20 protein-coding genes are annotated in these 18,008 nt (G+C 66.7%); 8 read left to right on the forward strand and 12 right to left on the reverse strand.

Annotated elements, in window-relative coordinates; genetic code table 11:
* Nucleotides 1-9 precede the first annotated feature (9 nt).
* From ASE13_RS12030 to ASE13_RS12050, 5 genes are all read right to left on the reverse strand, one after another.
* Nucleotides 10-966, reverse strand: a complete 957-nt coding sequence (locus ASE13_RS12030; protein WP_056615957.1) for a phytoene/squalene synthase family protein — start codon at nt 964-966, stop codon at nt 10-12.
* The gene (locus tag ASE13_RS12035) at nt 963-1,544 is read right to left on the reverse strand and encodes a TIGR00730 family Rossman fold protein (RefSeq protein ID WP_056615960.1); all 582 of its coding nucleotides are present in this window, start codon (nt 1,542-1,544) and stop codon (nt 963-965) included. Before ASE13_RS12035 ends, ASE13_RS12030 begins: the two co-directional genes overlap by 4 nt.
* Nucleotides 1,541-3,019 carry a phytoene desaturase gene (locus ASE13_RS12040; RefSeq protein WP_056615963.1) on the reverse strand — a complete coding sequence of 493 codons (1,479 nt, stop codon included), beginning with the start codon at nt 3,017-3,019 and terminating at the stop codon, nt 1,541-1,543. Before ASE13_RS12040 ends, ASE13_RS12035 begins: the two co-directional genes overlap by 4 nt.
* On the reverse strand, nt 3,016-4,176 hold the full coding sequence (gene crtY, locus ASE13_RS12045; RefSeq protein ID WP_056615966.1) for a lycopene beta-cyclase CrtY: 1,161 nt from the start codon (nt 4,174-4,176) through the stop codon (nt 3,016-3,018). The genes ASE13_RS12040 and crtY overlap by 4 nt, the downstream gene beginning before the upstream one ends.
* A gap of 115 nt (nt 4,177-4,291) precedes the next feature.
* Entirely contained in the window at nt 4,292-4,906 is a 615-nt protein-coding gene (locus ASE13_RS12050) for a glutathione binding-like protein (RefSeq protein WP_056615968.1), read from the reverse strand.
* A gap of 78 nt (nt 4,907-4,984) precedes the next feature.
* Between ASE13_RS12050 and ASE13_RS12055 the strand changes: the two genes are divergently transcribed.
* From ASE13_RS12055 to ASE13_RS12070, 4 genes are read left to right on the forward strand one after another with little or no spacing between them, the layout of a single operon-like run.
* Nucleotides 4,985-5,575: a TetR/AcrR family transcriptional regulator gene (locus ASE13_RS12055; protein WP_056615971.1), complete on the forward strand. Its 591-nt coding sequence runs from the start codon at nt 4,985-4,987 to the stop codon at nt 5,573-5,575.
* A 23-nt stretch (nt 5,576-5,598) separates the two neighbouring features.
* Nucleotides 5,599-6,150 (forward strand): DUF2585 domain-containing protein, encoded by a 552-nt coding sequence (locus tag ASE13_RS12060; RefSeq protein WP_268801304.1) that lies wholly within the window; start codon nt 5,599-5,601, stop codon nt 6,148-6,150.
* 15 nt (nt 6,151-6,165) lie between these two features.
* Nucleotides 6,166-6,915: a sterol desaturase family protein gene (locus ASE13_RS12065; protein ID WP_056615975.1), complete on the forward strand. Its 750-nt coding sequence runs from the start codon at nt 6,166-6,168 to the stop codon at nt 6,913-6,915.
* Between the two features lie 9 nt (nt 6,916-6,924).
* Nucleotides 6,925-7,233: an alkylphosphonate utilization protein gene (locus ASE13_RS12070; protein ID WP_029724740.1), complete on the forward strand. Its 309-nt coding sequence runs from the start codon at nt 6,925-6,927 to the stop codon at nt 7,231-7,233.
* A gap of 182 nt (nt 7,234-7,415) precedes the next feature.
* Here ASE13_RS12070 and ASE13_RS20170 read toward each other — a convergent pair whose 3' ends face one another.
* Nucleotides 7,416-7,565: a hypothetical protein gene (locus ASE13_RS20170; protein WP_156404870.1), complete on the reverse strand. Its 150-nt coding sequence runs from the start codon at nt 7,563-7,565 to the stop codon at nt 7,416-7,418.
* Between the two features lie 105 nt (nt 7,566-7,670).
* Between ASE13_RS20170 and ASE13_RS20345 the strand changes: the two genes are divergently transcribed.
* A complete protein-coding gene (locus ASE13_RS20345) occupies nt 7,671-7,796 on the forward strand; it encodes a hypothetical protein (RefSeq protein ID WP_268801297.1) in 126 nt (41 codons plus the stop codon).
* Nucleotides 7,797-7,953: 157 nt separating this feature from the next.
* Here ASE13_RS20345 and folP read toward each other — a convergent pair whose 3' ends face one another.
* From folP to ASE13_RS12090, 4 genes are all read right to left on the reverse strand, one after another.
* On the reverse strand, nt 7,954-9,045 hold the full coding sequence (folP, locus tag ASE13_RS12075; RefSeq protein WP_056615978.1) for a dihydropteroate synthase: 1,092 nt from the start codon (nt 9,043-9,045) through the stop codon (nt 7,954-7,956).
* Between the two features lie 43 nt (nt 9,046-9,088).
* Nucleotides 9,089-10,216 (reverse strand): site-specific DNA-methyltransferase, encoded by a 1,128-nt coding sequence (locus tag ASE13_RS12080; protein ID WP_056615981.1) that lies wholly within the window; start codon nt 10,214-10,216, stop codon nt 9,089-9,091.
* Between the two features lie 243 nt (nt 10,217-10,459).
* Nucleotides 10,460-11,884: a metalloprotease TldD gene (gene tldD, locus ASE13_RS12085; protein WP_056615984.1), complete on the reverse strand. Its 1,425-nt coding sequence runs from the start codon at nt 11,882-11,884 to the stop codon at nt 10,460-10,462.
* Between the two features lie 19 nt (nt 11,885-11,903).
* Entirely contained in the window at nt 11,904-12,134 is a 231-nt protein-coding gene (locus ASE13_RS12090; RefSeq protein ID WP_056615987.1) for a zinc-finger domain-containing protein, read from the reverse strand.
* A gap of 222 nt (nt 12,135-12,356) precedes the next feature.
* Here ASE13_RS12090 and ASE13_RS12095 point away from each other — a divergent pair, with 222 nt between their 5' ends.
* Nucleotides 12,357-13,277, forward strand: coding sequence for an ABC transporter ATP-binding protein (locus ASE13_RS12095; protein ID WP_056615991.1), 921 nt, complete (start codon nt 12,357-12,359; stop codon nt 13,275-13,277).
* Nucleotides 13,278-13,533: 256 nt separating this feature from the next.
* Here the strand turns inward: ASE13_RS12095 and ASE13_RS12100 are convergent, their stop codons facing one another.
* Nucleotides 13,534-14,064: a hypothetical protein gene (locus ASE13_RS12100; RefSeq protein WP_056615994.1), complete on the reverse strand. Its 531-nt coding sequence runs from the start codon at nt 14,062-14,064 to the stop codon at nt 13,534-13,536.
* Nucleotides 14,065-14,099: 35 nt separating this feature from the next.
* The gene (locus tag ASE13_RS12105) at nt 14,100-14,993 is read right to left on the reverse strand and encodes an alpha/beta hydrolase family esterase (protein ID WP_056615996.1); all 894 of its coding nucleotides are present in this window, start codon (nt 14,991-14,993) and stop codon (nt 14,100-14,102) included.
* Nucleotides 14,994-15,071: 78 nt separating this feature from the next.
* Here ASE13_RS12105 and nadB point away from each other — a divergent pair, with 78 nt between their 5' ends.
* Both nadB and ASE13_RS12115 read left to right on the forward strand, forming a co-directional pair.
* Entirely contained in the window at nt 15,072-16,661 is a 1,590-nt protein-coding gene (nadB, locus tag ASE13_RS12110; RefSeq protein WP_056615999.1) for an L-aspartate oxidase, read from the forward strand.
* 193 nt (nt 16,662-16,854) lie between these two features.
* Nucleotides 16,855-17,997, forward strand: a complete 1,143-nt coding sequence (locus tag ASE13_RS12115) for a serine hydrolase (RefSeq protein WP_056617713.1) — start codon at nt 16,855-16,857, stop codon at nt 17,995-17,997.
* Nucleotides 17,998-18,008 lie beyond the last annotated feature (11 nt).

Consider the following 18,008-nt stretch of genomic DNA (forward strand, 5'->3'; position numbering starts at 1 on the left):
CCGGCCTGCTTAGGAAAAGCTTTCGCTTTTTGGTTGACGCGGTCTTGACCAAATTGGGGTTGCGAAACTCGGATCCGGGGCGCGCCTTTTGCGGCCCCAGGCCTGCCCGAACGCGCGTGCGATCCACAGGAGCTTGGCGCCGGCCGGCACCGTGACGCGCGTGTCCCAGGCGGATTCGCCCAGCGCCTCTACCCGGCGGGCGATGTCGCCATAGATGCCGGCGGCCGCGAGCACCGCCCAGGCGGAGCGAAACGGCAGGGCCGCGGCACCGAGACGTGCGCGCGCCTCATACTCGCCTGCCCGCCCGGTAAGGCGCTGTGCAAGACCGGCAAGCGCCGTTCGATCGGCCATCACGGCGTCACGCGCGATCCCGGCCTCGGCGAGCCAATCGGCGGGCAAGTAGCAACGGCCTGCGGCGGCATCCTCGCCGATATCCCGCGCGATGTTGGCGAGCTGGAAGGCGATCCCCAGTTCGCAGGCGCGATCCAGCCTTTCCTCGTCGGTCGGTGCGATCCCCATCACCACCGCCATCATGCAGCCGACCGCGCCGGCGACATGATAGCAATAGCGCATCAGGTCGGCCTCGGTCGCCGGCGCCCAGCCGGCGGCATCGAGCGCGAAACCCTCGACGACATCCCGGACCAGCCCGTGCGGCATGACGGTCTCGGCGACCACGATGCGGAGGGCGTCGAAGGCGGGATCGCCGACCCATCGGCCCTCCAGCGCCGCAGCGGTGCGTTCCCGGATCGCTTCGAGCCGTTCGGCAGGGTCGGCGATCGTCGCCATGGCATGGCCATGGTCCTGGCCGTCCGCGAGGTCGTCGCACGCGCGACACCAGGCGTAGAGCAGCCAGGTCCGTTCGCGCGTCGCGCGGTCGAACAACCGGCTGGCCGCGGCGAAACTCTTCGAGCCCCGCGCGATCGATTCGCCCGCGGTCGCGACGATCGCGTCGCGGGCAGGTGTCACAGCTCTTCGCTCGCCATGCGGATGATCGGCACGGCCGGCTCGAAATTCGCCATCTTGTCGAGCAGCCCGGCGAGGTCGCTATCGACCAGCAGCAGCCCCTGGTGCTGCGGCCGCACGAAGCCGACCTGTCCCATATGCTCCCAGAAATCGATCAGCTTGTCGTAATAGCCGGCAACGTTGAGCAGTCCGATGGGATCGGCATGGTAGCCGAGCTGGGCCCAGCTGAGTGCCTCCCACAATTCGTCCATCGTGCCGGTGCCGCCGGGCAAATTGACGAAGCCGTCGGCGAGATCGGTGAACAGGGCTTTGCGCTCGTGCATCGTCTGGACGATGTGGAGCTCGGTGAGCCCGCGATGCGCGACCTCGGCATTGACCAATGCCTGCGGGATCACCCCGATCACTTCGCCGCCGGCCTCGAGCGCCGAATCGGCGACCGCGCCCATCAGCCCCAATTTGCCCCCACCATAGACGACGCCGATGCCGCGCTCGGCAAGGCTGCGCCCGACATGGCGGGCGGATTCCACGTAGACGGGATCGGCGGGAGAGGCCGATCCGCAATAGACCGCGAGCCGCTTCATCGGCCGTCTCCCAGCATCAGCGTGGCGGTGGCCTCGGCGCTCCCGACGACGCCGGGGATCCCGGCACCCGGATGCGTGCCCGCGCCGACGAAATAGAGGTTCGAGATCGAAGCGTCGCGATTGTGCGCGCGGAAATACGCGCTCTGGGTGAGGATCGGCTCGAGGCTGAATGCCGAGCCGAGATGCGCCTTGAGGTCGGTCGCGAAATCGGGGGGCGCGTAGGAGAATTTCGTCACGATGCGGTCCTTGAGGTCGGGGATCAGCCGTCGGGCGATTTCGGCGAGGATGCGCTCTTCGAGCACCGGGCCGACTTCGCTCCAGTCGGCGGGGAACTTGCCCAGATGCGGCACCGGCGCAAGCGCATAAAAGGTCGAATGCCCCTCCGGCGCCATGCCGGGGTCGGTCGCGCTCGGGTGATGGAGATAGAGCGAGAAATCCTCGCTCAGCACGCCATGATCGTAAATGTCCTCGAGCAGCCCCTGATAGCGCGGGCCGAACAGGATCGAATGGTGCGGGATCTCCGGGAAGCTGCCGCGCAACCCGAAATGGACGAGGAACAGAGAAGGCGAGAAGCGCTTCTGCTCGAGGCTGGAAGCGGTGCGCTGGGCGCTGCGCGAATCCTTGAGCAAGTTGCGATAGCTGTGAACGATGTCGGCGTTGCTCGCGACTGCGTCGACTACGAGCTCGAAGCCGCTTTCGGCGCGCAGGCCGGTCACGCGATCGCCCAGCGTGTGGATCGCCGACACTGCGTCGCCGAGCCGCACCACGCCCCCCAGCCGCTCGAAATGGCGGACCATTCCGGCGACCAGCCGGTTGGTGCCGCCTTGCGCGAACCACACGCCGCCGTCGCGCTCGAGCTTGTGGATCAGTGCATAGATCGCGCTCGTCGTCATCGGATTGCCGCCGACCAGCAGGGTATGGAAGCTCAGCGCCTGGCGCAGTTTCTCGTTCTTCACGTAATGCGACACCATCGAATAGACCGAGCGCCACGCCTGATATTTCATCAGCGCCGGGGCGGCGCGGACCATCGAGCCGAAATCGAGGAACGCGACATGGCCGAGCTTCTCGTAACCTTCGCGATAGACGCCTTCGGAATATTTGAGGAAACGGCGATAGCCGGCGACGTCCTCGGGACTGAGCCGGGCGATCTCCGCGCCCAATTGGGCATCGTCGCCCGAATAGTCGAACGCGACGCCATCGGGCCAGGACAGGCGATAGAAAGGCGATACCGGCACCAGCTTCACGTCTTCGGAGATGTCGTGGCCGGAGATGCGCCACAATTCGCGCAGTGCGTCGGGCGCGGTGATCACGGTGGGTCCGGCGTCGAAAGTGAAGCCGTCGCGCTCCCAGAAATAGGCGCGCCCGCCGGGCTTGTCGCGCGCCTCGAGGATCGTGGTGTCCACGCCCGCCGATTGCAGCCGGATCGCGAGCGCGAGCCCGCCGATTCCTGCGCCGATCACTGCCGCTTTCTTCATTCGACCCCCATTATCGCGCGCGCCGCCCGGCCGATCGGCACCGGCGGCTTGCCCGTCATCACCCGGATCTTGTCGCCCAGGTTGGATTCGGCTGCATAGAAGCGGCCGATCAGTCCTTCGTCCAGTCGATAGAAGCGTTCGAGGATCCGATAGCGTTCCGCGGGCTCGGCCGCGCGGAACAGCATCGCCGCCAGCATCCGATAGAAACGGCGGCTTCGCCACAGGCGCCGCGCGTGATCGTGGAGGAAATCGTGCAATGCCTGCCCGTCGAAAATACCGGCATTGGCGACCAGCGCCGCGGTGCGCACCGCATCGGGCAGCGAATAGCTGGTCAGCGGATGAAAGAGGCCGGCGCGCACGCCGGCTTTGGCGACATTGCCGCCACTCGATCGCCAATAGGCTTCGAAATCCCCGCCGATCGCGACCGGAAGCACGCCCGTTTCCTCGCGCGCGACCTTGTCGACCTGCCAGCCTTGCGCGGCGGCATAAGCGTGGACCCGATCGCCGAGCGCCGCGGCGTCGATATCGGGAGTGTCGCTGTAATAGGTGTCCTCGACGAACACGCGATCGGGGGTGAAGGGCAGGCAATATGCGAAGCGATAGCCGTCGATCTGCTCGACCGTCGCATCCATCACCACCGGTCGTTCGAGCGCGGGGGGCCCATGCAGGACGAGCTCGCGGCCGAGGAATTTCTGCCAGCCGAGTTCGAGCGTCGCGAGATCGCCGGCGCCGCGGCAGTCGATCACACCCTTCGCCTCGACCCGGTCGCCGTCGGCGAGCATTACTTCGGTGCTGCTCGCCGCCAGCACTTTTCGGCCGAGCATCGCGGCGCGATCGGGCAATTCGCTCAGCACCACGCGTTCGAAATGGCGGGAGTCGATCGAGTGGTAGGGCGATTTCAGCGTGCGGGCATATGCCGGGAAGGCGACGTCGTAGCGCGTCCATTGATGGCTGATCAGCGGCGAGACCAGCCAGCGATCGGCGGGGGCGATGTCACTGGCGAAGAACGACCAGAGATGATTGCCGCCGATATGGGAGGAGGCCTCGATCAGCCGCAGCTCGGCCGCCGGGTGCCGGGCATGCACGGCGCGTGCGATCAGCCCTCCGGCAAGTCCGCCGCCGACGATGGCGAGATCGCAGCTGATCGTGGCCGACATCGCCTCGGCCTAGCCGAAGGGGAAGGGGCGTTCCAACAAAAACCCTCCCCGGCTCGCGCCGGAGAGGGCAGGTGTGGCGGGAGCGGAGCGATGCGGCTCGCCCCCGGAGCTTGTCTCAGGCGGCCTTGAGCAACGGCCATTCCTCGGCCATCGCGCGCGCCACCGACGGCCGCGTGCGCAGCCGGGTGCGATAGTCGAGCAGCACCGGCCAGTCGGCGATCGCCACGCCCGAATGCTCGCACCAATTGAGCACGCTCAGCAGATAGGCATCGGCGACAGTGAAGCGGTCTTCGAGAAACGCCTTTCCCTCCAGATGCCGCGACAGCACCCCGAACGGCTTGGCGACGCGCGCCAGTGCGGCGGCGCGCTCCTCAGGCCCGGCGGTCTTTCCGAGCAGCGGGATGAACACGGCCTTGTGCAGTTCGGTGCTGATGAAGTTGAGCCAGGCGAGCATGCGGTAATGCGCGTCCGAAAAGCCGGTGAAGCTGAGCGATCCTTCAGGCGCCAGCTCGGCAATGTAAGTGAGCACCGCGGGGCCTTCGGTGAGGACGAAGCCGCCGCGCGTCTCGATCGCGGGGACATAGCCCATCGGGCTGATCTGGCTGAAATGGCGGCCGTCGGGCAGCCGTCCATCCGCGGGCACGGCGACGAATTCGGCATCCAGCTCGGCCTCCTCGAGCGCGATCCGCGCGGCGAGCGAGCAGGCGAAGGGGCGAAAATAGAGCTTCATGGCCGGTCTCCCTTGATTTCTGTACAATCTCGCATAGAAATAGACGGGTCAAGAGATTATTTGCGGGTTCGCATAAAAATGTCGACCAAGGTCCGCGGCCGCCCGCGCAGCTTCGATCCCGACGAGGCGCTGGGACGCGCCACCGAGCGCTTCCGCACTTTCGGGTTCGCCGGGACATCGCTCGACGATCTGTCCGCGGCGACCGGGCTGGCGCGCCCGAGCCTTGCCGCCGCGTTCGGCGACAAGCGCGCATTGTATATCGCCGCGATCGATCGGCTTACCGCCCGGGTCGAGCGGCAGTTCCAGCGGCTCGGCGAAGCGAAGCTGCCGTTGCGCGAACTGGTCGAGCGCATCCTGATCGGCAGCATCGGGCTGTATCTCACCGGCAGCGACGGCCCCGAGGGCTGCCTGATCATCAACACCGCGGCGACCCAGGCCGCGTCCGATCCGCAGGTCCGCGAGAAAGTGACGGCCTTTCTCGCGGTCGAGGACAATCGCATCGCCGAACTGCTCGCCGCCGCGGGCAGCCCCACGCCCGAGGCGCACGGCCGTCTCGTCGCCTCGGTGCTCCACTCGCTCAGCGTGCGGGCGCGAGGCGGCGCGCCGCGCGAAGAGCTCGAGCGCGTGGCTCGTGATTGCATCGACCTGGTCGCGGGACCCGTGTCCTGAGCGCGCTGCGTCCGCCGCTGCGGATCCCGCGCGGCGCAGCGATCGCGGCCCTGCTCGTCGGGCTGGCCGTGGCCGGCATATTGCTGGCGATGGACCGCCCGCCGATCTGCCCGTGCGGCACGATCAAGCTGTGGCACGGCAACGTCCAGTCGAGCGAGAACAGCCAGCACATCGCCGACTGGTACAGCTTCAGCCACATCATCCACGGCTTCCTGTTCTACGCCGCCGCGCATTTCCTGCTGCGGGGCGAGGCACGGCGCTGGGCGCTGCCGATGGCAGCCGCGATCGAGGGGTTCTGGGAAATCCTCGAAAACTCGCCGATCATCATCAACCGCTATCGCGAGGCGACGATCGCGCTCGGCTATTCGGGGGACAGCATCGTCAATTCGCTGTCCGATATCGGCTGGATGGCGTTCGGCTTCTGGCTCGCCTCGCGGCTGCCGGCCTGGGCGACGATTGCGCTGGGGATAGTGTTCGAACTGGGCACGCTGGCCCTCATCCGCGACAATCTGACGCTCAACGTGCTGATGCTGGTCTGGCCGATCGATGCCGTCAGGACATGGCAAGGCGGCTAGTGTAGACGGCGGCCTATGGCCCTTGCCATCTTCCTTTCCGCCGCCGCGATGACGCTGATCGTCGGGCTGCGCTACCTCGTCACCTCCGGCGCGTTCGCCTTCGCCACCCGGCTGCGCCATCCGGCGCTCTATGCCGGGCTCGACCGGCAGATCCGCAGGGAGATCGGCTGGAGTCTCGCCTCGGCGGCGATCTATGGCGTGCCCGCGGGGGTGGTGGCATGGGGCTGGCAGAATCGCGGCTGGACGCGGATCTACACCGATGCCGGCGACTGGCCGCTCTGGTATCTGCCGGTGTCGGTGTTGCTGTATCTCGTCGCGCACGACGCCTGGTTCTACTGGACCCACCGGCTGATGCACCGCCCGGCGCTGTTCCGCGTCGCCCACGCCGTCCACCATGCCAGCCGCCCGCCCACTGCCTGGGCGGCGATGAGCTTCCACCCCGTGGAGGCGATCACCGGCGCGGTGGTGATCCCGGCGCTCGTCTTCCTCGTCCCCATCCATGTCGGCGCGCTCGGGCTGGTGCTGGCGATCATGACCGTGATGGGCGTGACCAATCACATGGGCTGGGAGATCTTCCCGCGCTTCCTCCACAGCGGGCCGCTGGGCGCTTGGCTGATCACCGCGAGCCATCATCAGCGTCACCACCAGCTCTACGGATGCAATTACGGGCTCTATTTCCGCTTCTGGGACCGCCTCTGCAGCACCGACAAGGGGCTGGGCGACTTTGCGCACGGCGCGGTGGCGTCCAGCCGATCTCGCCGCTAGGACGGGGGCATGGCAGAAGAAGAGGACAGCTTCGTTTATGACGAAGCGAGCGGCGAATGGATCAGCGCGGCCGAGGCGAAAGCCAAGGCCGGCGCCGCGGACGCGGTAGAAGTGCGGGATTCGGTGGGCAATCTGCTCGCCGACGGCGACCAGGTGACATTGATCAAAGACCTGACCGTCAAGGGCGCGGGACAGACGCTCAAGCGCGGCACGCTGATCAAGTCGATCCGGCTGACCGGCGATCCGCAGGAAATCGACTGCAAGTACGAAGGCATCAAGGGCCTCGTCCTGCGCGCGGAGTTCGTGCGGAAGCGCTGAGCGACGGTGGGCGGGTGACCAACTTCACGCGTTTGCAGGTGAACGGCGGAAGCGACTGCGAAGCGCCGCGATCTCGCCGGAAAGCGGCGGGTACGCGTCATCGGCGCGGCATCGAGCCCGGCTTTCCTTACCCACCCCTAACCCCTCCCTAGGAGGGAGGGGAATCTGAATGTCGATACGGGCTAGTGGCGCTTGAAATACTGGACTTCGCGTTCGTGCTGCTGCGCCGCGGCCTTGGTGTCGAAGGTGCCGAGGTTGCGGCGCTTGCCGGTGTCCGGGTCCTTTTTCCGGGAATAGAGGCGATATTCGCCCGATTTGAGCTTGCGGATCATGGGGCCGAAACGCGCAAGCTCTGGCGAAGGTGCCGAATTGATGCGCGTGGGCGGCGCGGATGGGCCTAGGGTGCTGCGGGGCACACCGCCTCCAAAGGACCTGCCATGGCCAAGGGCCAGAAGAAATCGAACCGCGAAGTGCGCAAGCCCAAGGCGGAGAAGACCAAGACGATCGCCGCCAATGCATCGACCAAGGACAGGCCCGTCGCGATGGTGACGATCAAGGACTGACGTAGCGGCCGGCGGTGGGGCGGCTCAGGCGCGTTCGAAATCCGTCGTCCAGTTGGTTTCCCAGATGGCGCCACCATCGACCGAAAGCGTCTGTTCCCAGCGCGGTGCTGCCGTGCCGGTGCCGGCCATGAATCAACAGCTTGTACAGGTTCTCACCCTAGACCACCTGCCGCGTCACCAGCGCGGCGTCGCGCATCCCGCGCCATATGCGCAGCGCCTGCGCGGTCTCGAACACGTCATGGACGCGGATCAGCTGCGCGCCGAGCTCCGCCCCCTTGAGCGCGACCGCCAGCGAACCGCCGAGCCGCGCCTCGGCGGGCGCCTCGTTCGACAGCGCCCCGATCATCCGCTTGCGGCTGGCACCGAGCACCACGCCGCAGCCGATCCCGTGGAACAGCGCAAGGCCGTTGAGCAATGCGAGATTGTCCGCGAGCGACTTGCCGAAACCGATGCCCGGATCGATCAGCACCCGCGCACGATCGACACCCCTGGCCACGACTTCGTCCACCCGGCGCTCGAGCCAGTCATGGACCTCGATCAGCACGTCGCCGTAATTGCCGCCTTCGTGACCGGTCTTGGCGGGGTCGGGCGAGTGCATCAGCACCACCGGACAGCCCGCCGCCACGGCCACCTCCAGCGCGCGATCGTCATAGAGCAGGGCCGAGACATCGTTGATCAGCTGCGCCCCCGCGCCGAGCGCCGCCTCCATCACCGCGGCCTTGCGCGTGTCGATCGACACCGCCGCGCCGCTGCGCGCCAGCCGCTCGATGACGGGGACGGTCCGCTCGATCTCGTCGCCTTCCCACACCGCCGCCGCGCCCGGCCGAGTCGATTCGCCGCCGACATCGACGATCGCGGCGCCGGCAACCGTCATGTCGACGCCGACCTGCGCCGCCGCGGCGGGATCGCCGACGTGGCGGCCGCCGTCCGAAAAGCTGTCGGGGGTGACGTTGAGGATGCCCATCACCTGCGGCTGATCGAGCCGCACCACCCGCTCGCCGAGCTTGAGCGGCACGCGCGGCGCCGAGAGGCGCGCGGCGATCGCCTGGAGGCGCGCGTCATCGGGGAGATCGGCGACCGGAATGGTCCGCTGGAGCGTGCGCCGGCCGCCCTCGACCGCGATCAGCTCATAGGCCGCGAACCAGCACAAACCGCCCGCCAGCCGGACGACTTCACCGTCGCGCCCGACCGGCGTGTCGACGAACTGGGTGGGGCGGAGATACAAGCGAGCGGAAGCGGGGAGGTTCATGCATCTGCCCTACTCGATCCTCCCCGGAACGGGGAGGATAAGATTAAGGCTGCGTCGCCAGCAGATATGTCTGCCTGAGCGCGTCGATCGGCTTGAGCACGCCTTCGTCCTCATAATGCCACCACGTCCAGCCGTTGCAGGAAGGCGCGTTCTGCAGCGTCGCGCCGAGCTTGTGGATCGAGCCGGCGGCATCGCCGCATTTGAGCGACCCGTCCGCGCCGACCACCGCGCGATGCCGCCGCTTCGAATCGGTGAGCACGGTCCCCGGCGCGAGATACCCGTTCTCGACCAACTGCCCGAACGCCACCCGCGGCGCCGCCTTGGGCGCCTGCATCGTGGTCAGTGCCGATTCGTCGAGCGGCAATGCCGCGTCGATCCGCGCCTGCGCCGCCTCGACATAGACGCCTTCGCGATCGATCCCGATCCAGCGCCGGCCGAGCCTTTTGGCGACCGCGCCGGTGGTGCCCGTGCCGAAGAACGGATCGAGGACCACGTCGCCCTTCTTCGTCGTCGCCAGCAGGATGCGGTAGAGCAGGGCTTCGGGCTTCTGGGTCGGATGGACCTTGTACCCGTCCTTCTTCAGCCGCTCCTGTCCGCCGCAGATCGGGAATTCCCAATCGCTGCGCATCTGCAGCTCGTCGTTGAGCGTCTTCATGCTGCGATAATTGAAGGTGTAGCGCGCCTTCTCGCCCTTCGACGCCCAGATCAGGGTCTCGTGCGCATTGGTGAAGCGCGTGCCCTTGAAATTGGGCATCGGATTGGCCTTGCGCCAGATGATGTCGTTGAGGATCCAGAAGCCGAGATCCTGGATCGCGCTGCCGACCTTGAAGATGTTGTGATAGCTGCCGATCACCCAGATCGAGCCGTCGTCCTTGAGGATGCGGCGCGCCTCGGCCAGCCATTCGCGGGTGAACTTGTCATAGGCGGCGAGGCTGTCGAACTTGTCCCATTCGTCGGTGACCGCGTCGACATGGCTGCCGTCGGGGCGATTGAGATCGCCGCCCAATTGGAGGTTGTAGGGCGGATCGGCGAAGATCAGGTCGATCGACTTGGCCGGCAGCGCCCGCATCGCCGCGATGCAATCGCCGCGCAGGATGGTGTCGAGCGGCAATACCGGCACCGGCGCGCTCGCCGTGCGGTCCCGCACCTTCACCTTTTCCAATACCCCCATCTGCGTCTCACTCCCTTGCCCGAACCCCCGTATTCGGGGCACGCGGAGTCCGTCGTCAAGCAAACATTGGTTAACGAAAATGGCTGCTAAAGCGTTAACGCCGCAGAACATTCGGGCATCGGGGCAGATGTTGAGTCAAGAAGTTATCCACAGGCGCAAGCACTGGTGGTGTGGCACGAAAGACTCAGTTTCGGGGTAGGCTAAAAATTCCTCCCTCGCTTCAGCGGGGGAGGATTTTAGAGATCACGCCGCGGTGCCGCCCACCGTCAGCCCCTCGACCAGCAGGCTCGGCTGGCCAACCCCCGCAGGAACGCTCTGCCCACCCTTGCCGCACATGCCGACACCCTCGTCGAGCGCGAAATCATTGCCGATGCCGGTGACTCGGGTCAGCACCGACGGCCCGTCGCCGATCAAAGTCGCGCCCTTGATCGGGCGGCCGATTTTGCCGTTCTCGATCCGGTAGGCCTCGGTGCACGAGAAGACGAACTTGCCCGAGACGATGTCGACCTGCCCGCCGCCGAAGCTCTTGGCGTAGATGCCGCGCTTCACTCGGCGCATCAGCTCGGCGGGATCGTCCTTGCCGCCCTTCATGAAGGTGTTGGTCATCCGCGGCATCGGCGCGTGCTGGAACGATTCGCGGCGGCCGTTGCCGGTCGGCTCGACGCCCATCAGCCGGGCGTTCAGCCGGTCCTGCATATAGCCCTTGAGGATGCCGTCCTCGATCAGCACCGTCTCGCGCGTCGGCGTACCCTCGTCGTCGATCGACAGCGAGCCGCGGCGGTCGTGGATCGAGCCGTCGTCGACCACCGTCACGCCCGGCGCGGCGACCCGCTCGCCGATCCGGCCCGAAAAGGCGCTGGTGCCCTTGCGGTTGAAATCGCCCTCGAGCCCGTGGCCCACTGCCTCGTGGAGCAGCACCCCGGGCCAGCCGGGGCCGCACAAGACGGTCATGTCGCCGGCCGGCGCGTCCTCGGCGTCGAGATTGACCAAAGCCTGCGCCAGCGCCTCGTCGATCGCGCGGTTCCAGGTTTCGGGCTCGAACAGCCGGTCATAGAGCGTGCGCCCGCCGGTGCCGAAGCTGCCGGTCTCGCGGCGGCCGTTCGCCTCGACCACGATCGAGACGTTGAGGCGGACCAGCGGCCGCACGTCGGTGGCGATGAAGCCGTCGGGACGGACGATCTCGACCACGCCCCAGGATCCGGTGAGGCCGACCGAAACTTGCACGACCCGAGGATCGCGCGCCCGCGCCGCCGCGTCGATCGTCTGGCACAGATTCACCTTGTCGGCGAAGGGGACGAGATCGAGCGGATCCTGGTCGGTGTAGAGATGGCGGTTATTGCCCTGCGGCGGCGGCGCCTTGCCGGCCTTGCCCGGCTCGATCAGCGCCATCGTCTCGGCCGCGCGCCGGATCGCCGCCGGGCTGATCTCGTTGGCGTGCGCAAAGGCGGTGGTCTCGCCCGAGACGGCGCGCAGCCCGAAGCCCGATTGGGTGTCGAAGCTCGCGGTCTTCAGCCGGCCGTCGTCGAAGCCGAACGCCTCCGACTTGCGATATTGGAGATAGAGTTCGCCGTCCTCCGCGTTCGCCAATGCATCGGCGGTCAGGCGGGTGGCGGTTTCGGGGTCAAGTTCGCGATACAGGAACGCGCGGGGATCGGACGGAATCGACATGCCGCCCGATATAGGCGCGTCAGACGCTGGCGCCAGCCGGGTGATCGGGCAATTGGCTCTGGTCGGCGCCGTCGGCAGGTCCGCCGATCAGCACGAAGCGTCGATCGCAATAGCCGCAATCGACATAGCCGGTCTCGTCGATCTGCAGGAACACGCGCGGATGGCCAAGCGCGGCGGGCACGCCGGGCCCACTGCCGTCGCAGGCGACGCGGGCATGGCTGGTACGGATCGTCTCGGACGGCGGAATCATGCGAACGCCGATAGCAAGGGGTTGGCCGCGCTTCAATTGCTTCCGACGCGCGCCTTTACTTCCCCGTTCGCCCTGAGCTTGTCGAAGGGCGGTTCTCCTCCTGCGAGCTGTCCGCGGGAACAGGACGGCGCTTCGACAAGCTCAGCGCGAACGGGAGAGGACAAACGCCACTTCGGCGTTGCGCGCTTGGCGAGCGCCGCACACGCGCTTACAGGCTCGGCCATGACTCAAGCCGCGATCGAGATCGACAATCTTTGCAAGACCTACGCCGGCGGCAAGCGCGCGCTCGATGGGGTGAGCTTCGATGTACCGCGAGGGACCATCTTCGGCCTGCTCGGCCCCAACGGCGCCGGCAAGTCGACGCTGATCAACATCCTTGCGGGTCTGGTCAACAAGACCGAGGGCCGCGCGACGATCTGGGGCTTCGACGTCGACGCGCATCCGCGCAATGCCAAGGCGAGCATCGGCATCGTCAACCAGGAGATCACCTTCGATCCCTTCTTCACCCCGCGCGAGACGCTGGAGATCCAGGCCGGGCTCTACGGCGTTCCAAAGGCGCAGCGCGATCCGATGGGGCTGCTGCGCGCCGTGCATCTCGAGGACAAGGCCGAGGCCTATTCGCGTACGCTCTCCGGCGGCATGAAGCGCCGGCTGATGGTCGCCAAGGCGATGGTCCATTCGCCGCCCGTGCTCGTCCTCGACGAACCCACCGCAGGCGTCGATGTCGAGCTTCGCCAGCAGCTCTGGGCCTATGTCCGCGAATTGAATGCGCGCGGCGTCACGGTGGTGCTGACCACCCATTATCTCGAGGAAGCCGAGCAACTTTGCGACCGGATCGCGATCATCAACCACGGCAAATTGATCGCCAACAAGCCGACGCGCGAGCTGGTCGGCATGGCGCAGGAAAAAGTGGTCGAGGTCACCGTCGACCGCGACGTGCCGGTGCTCCCCGAAAATGCCTGCTTCCAGAAGATCGAACTCAAGGCCGGGCGCACCCTGGTGATCACCTACCGGAAAGATCAGGCGAATGCCGGCGAAGTGCTCGGCGCGGTGCAAAGCGGCGGCTACGGCATCGTCGACGTCTCGACCCGCGAGGCCGATCTGGAGGACGTGTTCCTCAACCTGACCCGGGCGAGCGCTTAGAGCAGTCCGCTAGGTTGAGGACACATATTCAGAATCCGTCATCCCCGCGAAAGCGGGGACCCATCTCCTGAGCGGGCAGCAAAATGCACCGGCGCGCTCGTGGAAACTGTTGGAGATGGGGCCCCGCTTTCGCGGGGATGACGAAGAGGGGGGTCAACTCGTCAGTCAAATCAACGGGTTGATGGGTTCTCAACCTAGTGTCGGGCAGGTGCCTGGCAGGCTTCGGCTTTAGAATGATAGATAACGGACATCGGGCTCAAACGTTAGTTTGACCCGGCCACTCTGGCCGCTTGAGTTCTTTGCCAGTAATGATCGCTCCGACGAGTTTCAATTGATCGCCGACAAACGTCCGTACTATCTCTTGATCATCTGCCGTGCCTTCCCGCCCCTCAAGATTGGCAGCCATATCTTCAAGCGCCAAATTTATGAGTTTTAGCTGGCCGCCAACCGCTACCAAGTGGCGAGCTGTTGATCTAGGCCCCTGGTCCGACAGCTCGAAAATCGGGAAACGGTCGATTTCGCCAGCGACAGTGATCATGCTCAGGCCTGCGGCGCGAATGGAGATCGCCGTGGGCAGGAAGTGCCCCGATGTTCGATGGTAGCTTTCAAGTACCTCGTAGCCATTCAGCAAAAGCCGACCCGCTGCACGTTTCAGCTGTCGCCGCCTCTGCCAATGCGGCGCGAACGCCGTGAAATAGGTAACGATCAACGCCAGCATCGCACCAAAAAACTGTGCCCACCCCGACAAGCTCTCGTGAGCCTGTAACCACACAATCAGATCCGCCATTTCGCCCCCATTGCCAGTCGAAGCGCTGCCCGGCCTCAGCGCCGGTGTCGCGCGAAAAACGCCCACATCGCTTCGTTGTCCGCGGTCCACATATGCCCGGCTTCCGGCGTGATCCGCGCAATCACCTCCGCCCCGCCGCGACAATCGGTGTAGCCGCGCTCGATCATCCCGCTGTCGAGAACGCGCTCGGGGAGCGGACGGCGGCAGCCGTTGAGATCGGCCCAGCGCGCCTCGGCCCGGCGCATCGGATAGTGCCAATAGCCGGCCCCGCCGCCGTCGATCGGGTTGGTATTGTCCTTGCCGCCGGCGAAGGCGATCACCGGCATCGGCCGCGACGGCGTGCACGTCGCCGGATCGGGAAAGCGCGGATCGGCGGCCGAAGGATTGCCGGCGCGCAAGCCGACCACCGGGGCGATTCCCGCGAAACGGTCGGCCGCGACGCAGCCGAGCCACGACGCCATGCGCCCGCCGCCCGACAGCCCGGTGGCATAGACGCGGCGGCGATCGGTGCAGCCCTGTCCAGCCAGCCAGTCGATCGCCGCGCCCAGGAAGGCGACGTCGTCGGCATCCCCGGGGCCGGGCACCTTGCCGGTGACGGTGGGGACGCCCGGAATGTTCCAGACATAGCCCTTGCCCGCGGCGATGCCGCCGTCGGGCGCGGCGAGGAGGAAGCCGTGCCGGTCGCTCGTCGCCTCGAGCTTCGATCCGGCGAGGATCGCCGCGCCGTCGCCGTTGCTGCCGTGGAGCACGAAGACGAGCGGCGCCTTGCCCCGTGGCCCGGCCGGCACATGCAGCAGCAACGAACGGCCGGTATCGCCGATCGCGATGCGCTGGGTAGTGCCGGGCGTACCGAGCGTGCAGGCCTCGGCGGCGGGCGCGCAGAACAGGGCGAGCGCGAGACCCGCGAAACCCAGGCTTTGGCGGCGCATATCTCTCTCCATTTGCCAGCAGCCGCGCTTAGCGCCTAGTCGGAGGCCCAACCAGCGGAAGACACCAGCAAAAGCGATATGGCCGGCGATCCTCACACCAGCGACATCCTCGTCATCGGCTCGGGCGCGGCCGGGCTCACCGCGGCGCTCAACCTTGCCGCGCGTTTCAAGGTGACGGTGCTCGCCAAGGGCGGGCTAAACGAAGGCTCGACCGCCTGGGCGCAGGGCGGCATCGCCGCGGTGCTCGAGCCCGGCGACAGCTTCGAGAACCATATCGAGGACACGATGATCGCCGGGGCGGGGCTCAACGACCGTGCCACCGTCGAGATGGTCGTCGAGAACGCCCCTGCTGCGATCCAGCGGCTGGCGGAACTCGGCGTGCCGTTCAACACCGACGGCAATTCGCTCCACCTCACCCGCGAGGGCGGCCACAGCCATCGCCGCATCGTCCATGTCGACGACGCCACCGGCTGGGCAGTGCAGGAAGCCTTGCTCAAGGCGGCGCGCGCCAACCCCAACATCACTTTGGTCCCCGACATGGTGGTGATCGATCTCGCCACCAGCCGGCACGAGCAGCGCTATTCGGGCGCGGGCAATGTCTGGGGCGTCTATGCCTTCAACCGCGCCACCAACCGCGTCGAATTGTTCACTGCCAATGCCACCGTGCTGGCGACCGGCGGTGCGGGGCGGACGTACCTCTTCTCGACTGCGCCGCGCGGCGCGACCGGCGACGGCATCGCGATGGCGTGGCGCGCGGGGTGCCGCATCTCCAACATGGAGTTCATGCAGTTCCACCCGACCTGCCTCTACAATCTCGAGGTCAAGAACTTCCTGATCACCGAGGCGGTGCGCGGCGAGGGCGGGCATCTCAAGATTCCGGGCACCGGATACCGCTTCATGCCCGATTTCGACTCGCGGCTGGAGCTGGCACCGCGCGACGTGGTGGCGCGCGCGATCGATCACGAGATCAAGCGGCTGGGTCTCGATTACGTCCATCTCGACATCAGCCATATGGGCGCCGACTTCGTGAAGCAGCACTTCCCGACGATCCACGCCCGGCTGCTCGATCTCGACATCGACATGACCCGCGAGCCGATCCCCGTGGTGCCCGCGCAGCATTATACCTGCGGCGGCGTCGTGGTCGACCGCGACGGGCGCACCGACCTGCCCAATCTCTACGCCGCCGGCGAAGTCAGCCAGTCGGGGCTGCACGGCGCCAATCGCCTCGCCTCGAACTCGCTGCTCGAATGCTTCGTGTTCGGCGGCGCGGTCGCCAACCATATCGCCGCCAACTGGAGCGATCTCGCGCCGCCGCCGCCGATCCGGCCATGGGACGAGAGCCGCGTCACCGATTCCGACGAGGAAGTGGTGATCAAGCAGAACTGGACCGAGATCCGCCGCTTCATGTGGAATTATGTCGGCATCGTCCGCTCGACCAAGCGGCTCGAGCGCGCCGCGCACCGCATCCAGATGCTGCGCGGCGAAGTGAACGACTATTACGGCCATTTCCGCGTCACCGCCGACCTCATCGAGCTGCGCAACCTGCTGGAGAGCGCCGATCTGATCGTCCGCTCGGCGCTCCACCGCAAGGAGAGCCGGGGGCTGCACTACACGCTCGACTTTCCCGAGACGCTCGATGTGGCGGTGGATACCGTATTGGTGCCCTAGGGTTTTCCCCCGATGGCGAAATATCGGGTTTTGCCCTATATTTAAGACGAATGGTGATGCCGGTTTCCGCTCCTTTCACGTTTCGTCGCTATCGTTACCGGATTCGTCGCATCGCCACAGGCTCGGGCTTTGCTGCGAGTCGCGTTCGCCGCATGTTGCATGAGGGCAAGGGGTTGCGTTTGTGAAGAAATTCATGGGTTTCTCGAAACTGGAGCGGGCATTGACCGTCGCGGGGCTGGGCCCGGCGATGCTGCTCGGCTGCGCAGTGCACGAGAATACCCAGCTCGCCGCCTATCTGCCGGCGCCGAGCTACAGCGTCTTGGTGCCCTTCCCGGCCGCGGCCGCCGCGCCCGCAAGGCCGCGCGTGCCGGCCCCGGTCGAACTCGTGACCTCGCTCGACGGGATCACTCGCAATTTCAACGGGCTGGTCGGCGTGGCCGTGACCAGCATCGAGGATGGCTGGACCGCCAGCAACGTCACCGCCAGCCGTCCCTTGCCCCAGCAGAGCGTGAGCAAGCTGTGGGTGACGATGACCGTGCTCGACGCCGTCGATCGCGGCGTCCTCCGGCTCGACGATCCGCTGACCATCACCCGCGCCGACTTCACCTTGTTCCACCAGCCCGTCGCGGCGCTGGTGAAGGGCGATGCCGGCTATACCAGCACCGTCGGCGAGATCATGCGCCGCGCGATGCAGATGAGCGACAATACCTGCAACGACAAATTGCTCCACCTCGTCGGCGGCCCGCAGGCGGTGCGCGACTTCATCGCGCGCAAGCAATTGGGCACGATCCGCTTCGGCCCGGGCGAGAAACTGCTCCAGGCCGGCACCGCGGGGCTCGAATGGAAGCCCGAATATTCCACGGGCAATGCCTTCGCCGTCGCCCGCTCGCGGCTTTCGCCCGCCGTCCGGCTCGCCGCTTATGAGGCCTATGTGAAGGATCCGCCCGACGGCGCGGCGCCCGCCTCGATCGCCAACGCGCTGGCCCGGCTGTACCGCGGCGAATTGCTCTCGGCGAATTCGACTGCCTGGCTGCTCGCCACGATGGACGGCGCGAAGACCGGCAAGGCGCGCGTGCGCGGCGCGGTCCCCCCCGGCTGGCTCTACGGCCACAAGACCGGCACCGGCCAGGACCTCCGCGGCCGCACCGCGGGCTTCAACGATGTCGGCATCCTCACCGCACCCGACGGCCGCTCCTACGCCGTCGCAGTGATGATCGGCGACACCTCGCGCCCGATCCGCGAGCGGCAGCTGCTGATGCAGGCAGTGGCCCGCGCGATCGTCGCGCATCACCAGCCCTCCGGCTCGATGATGGCCGGCGGCCGCCCCTCGCGCTGATCGCTACTCGT

This window comes from Sphingomonas sp. Root241, from assembly GCF_001428865.1.
Lineage (GTDB): Bacteria > Pseudomonadota > Alphaproteobacteria > Sphingomonadales > Sphingomonadaceae > Sphingomonas.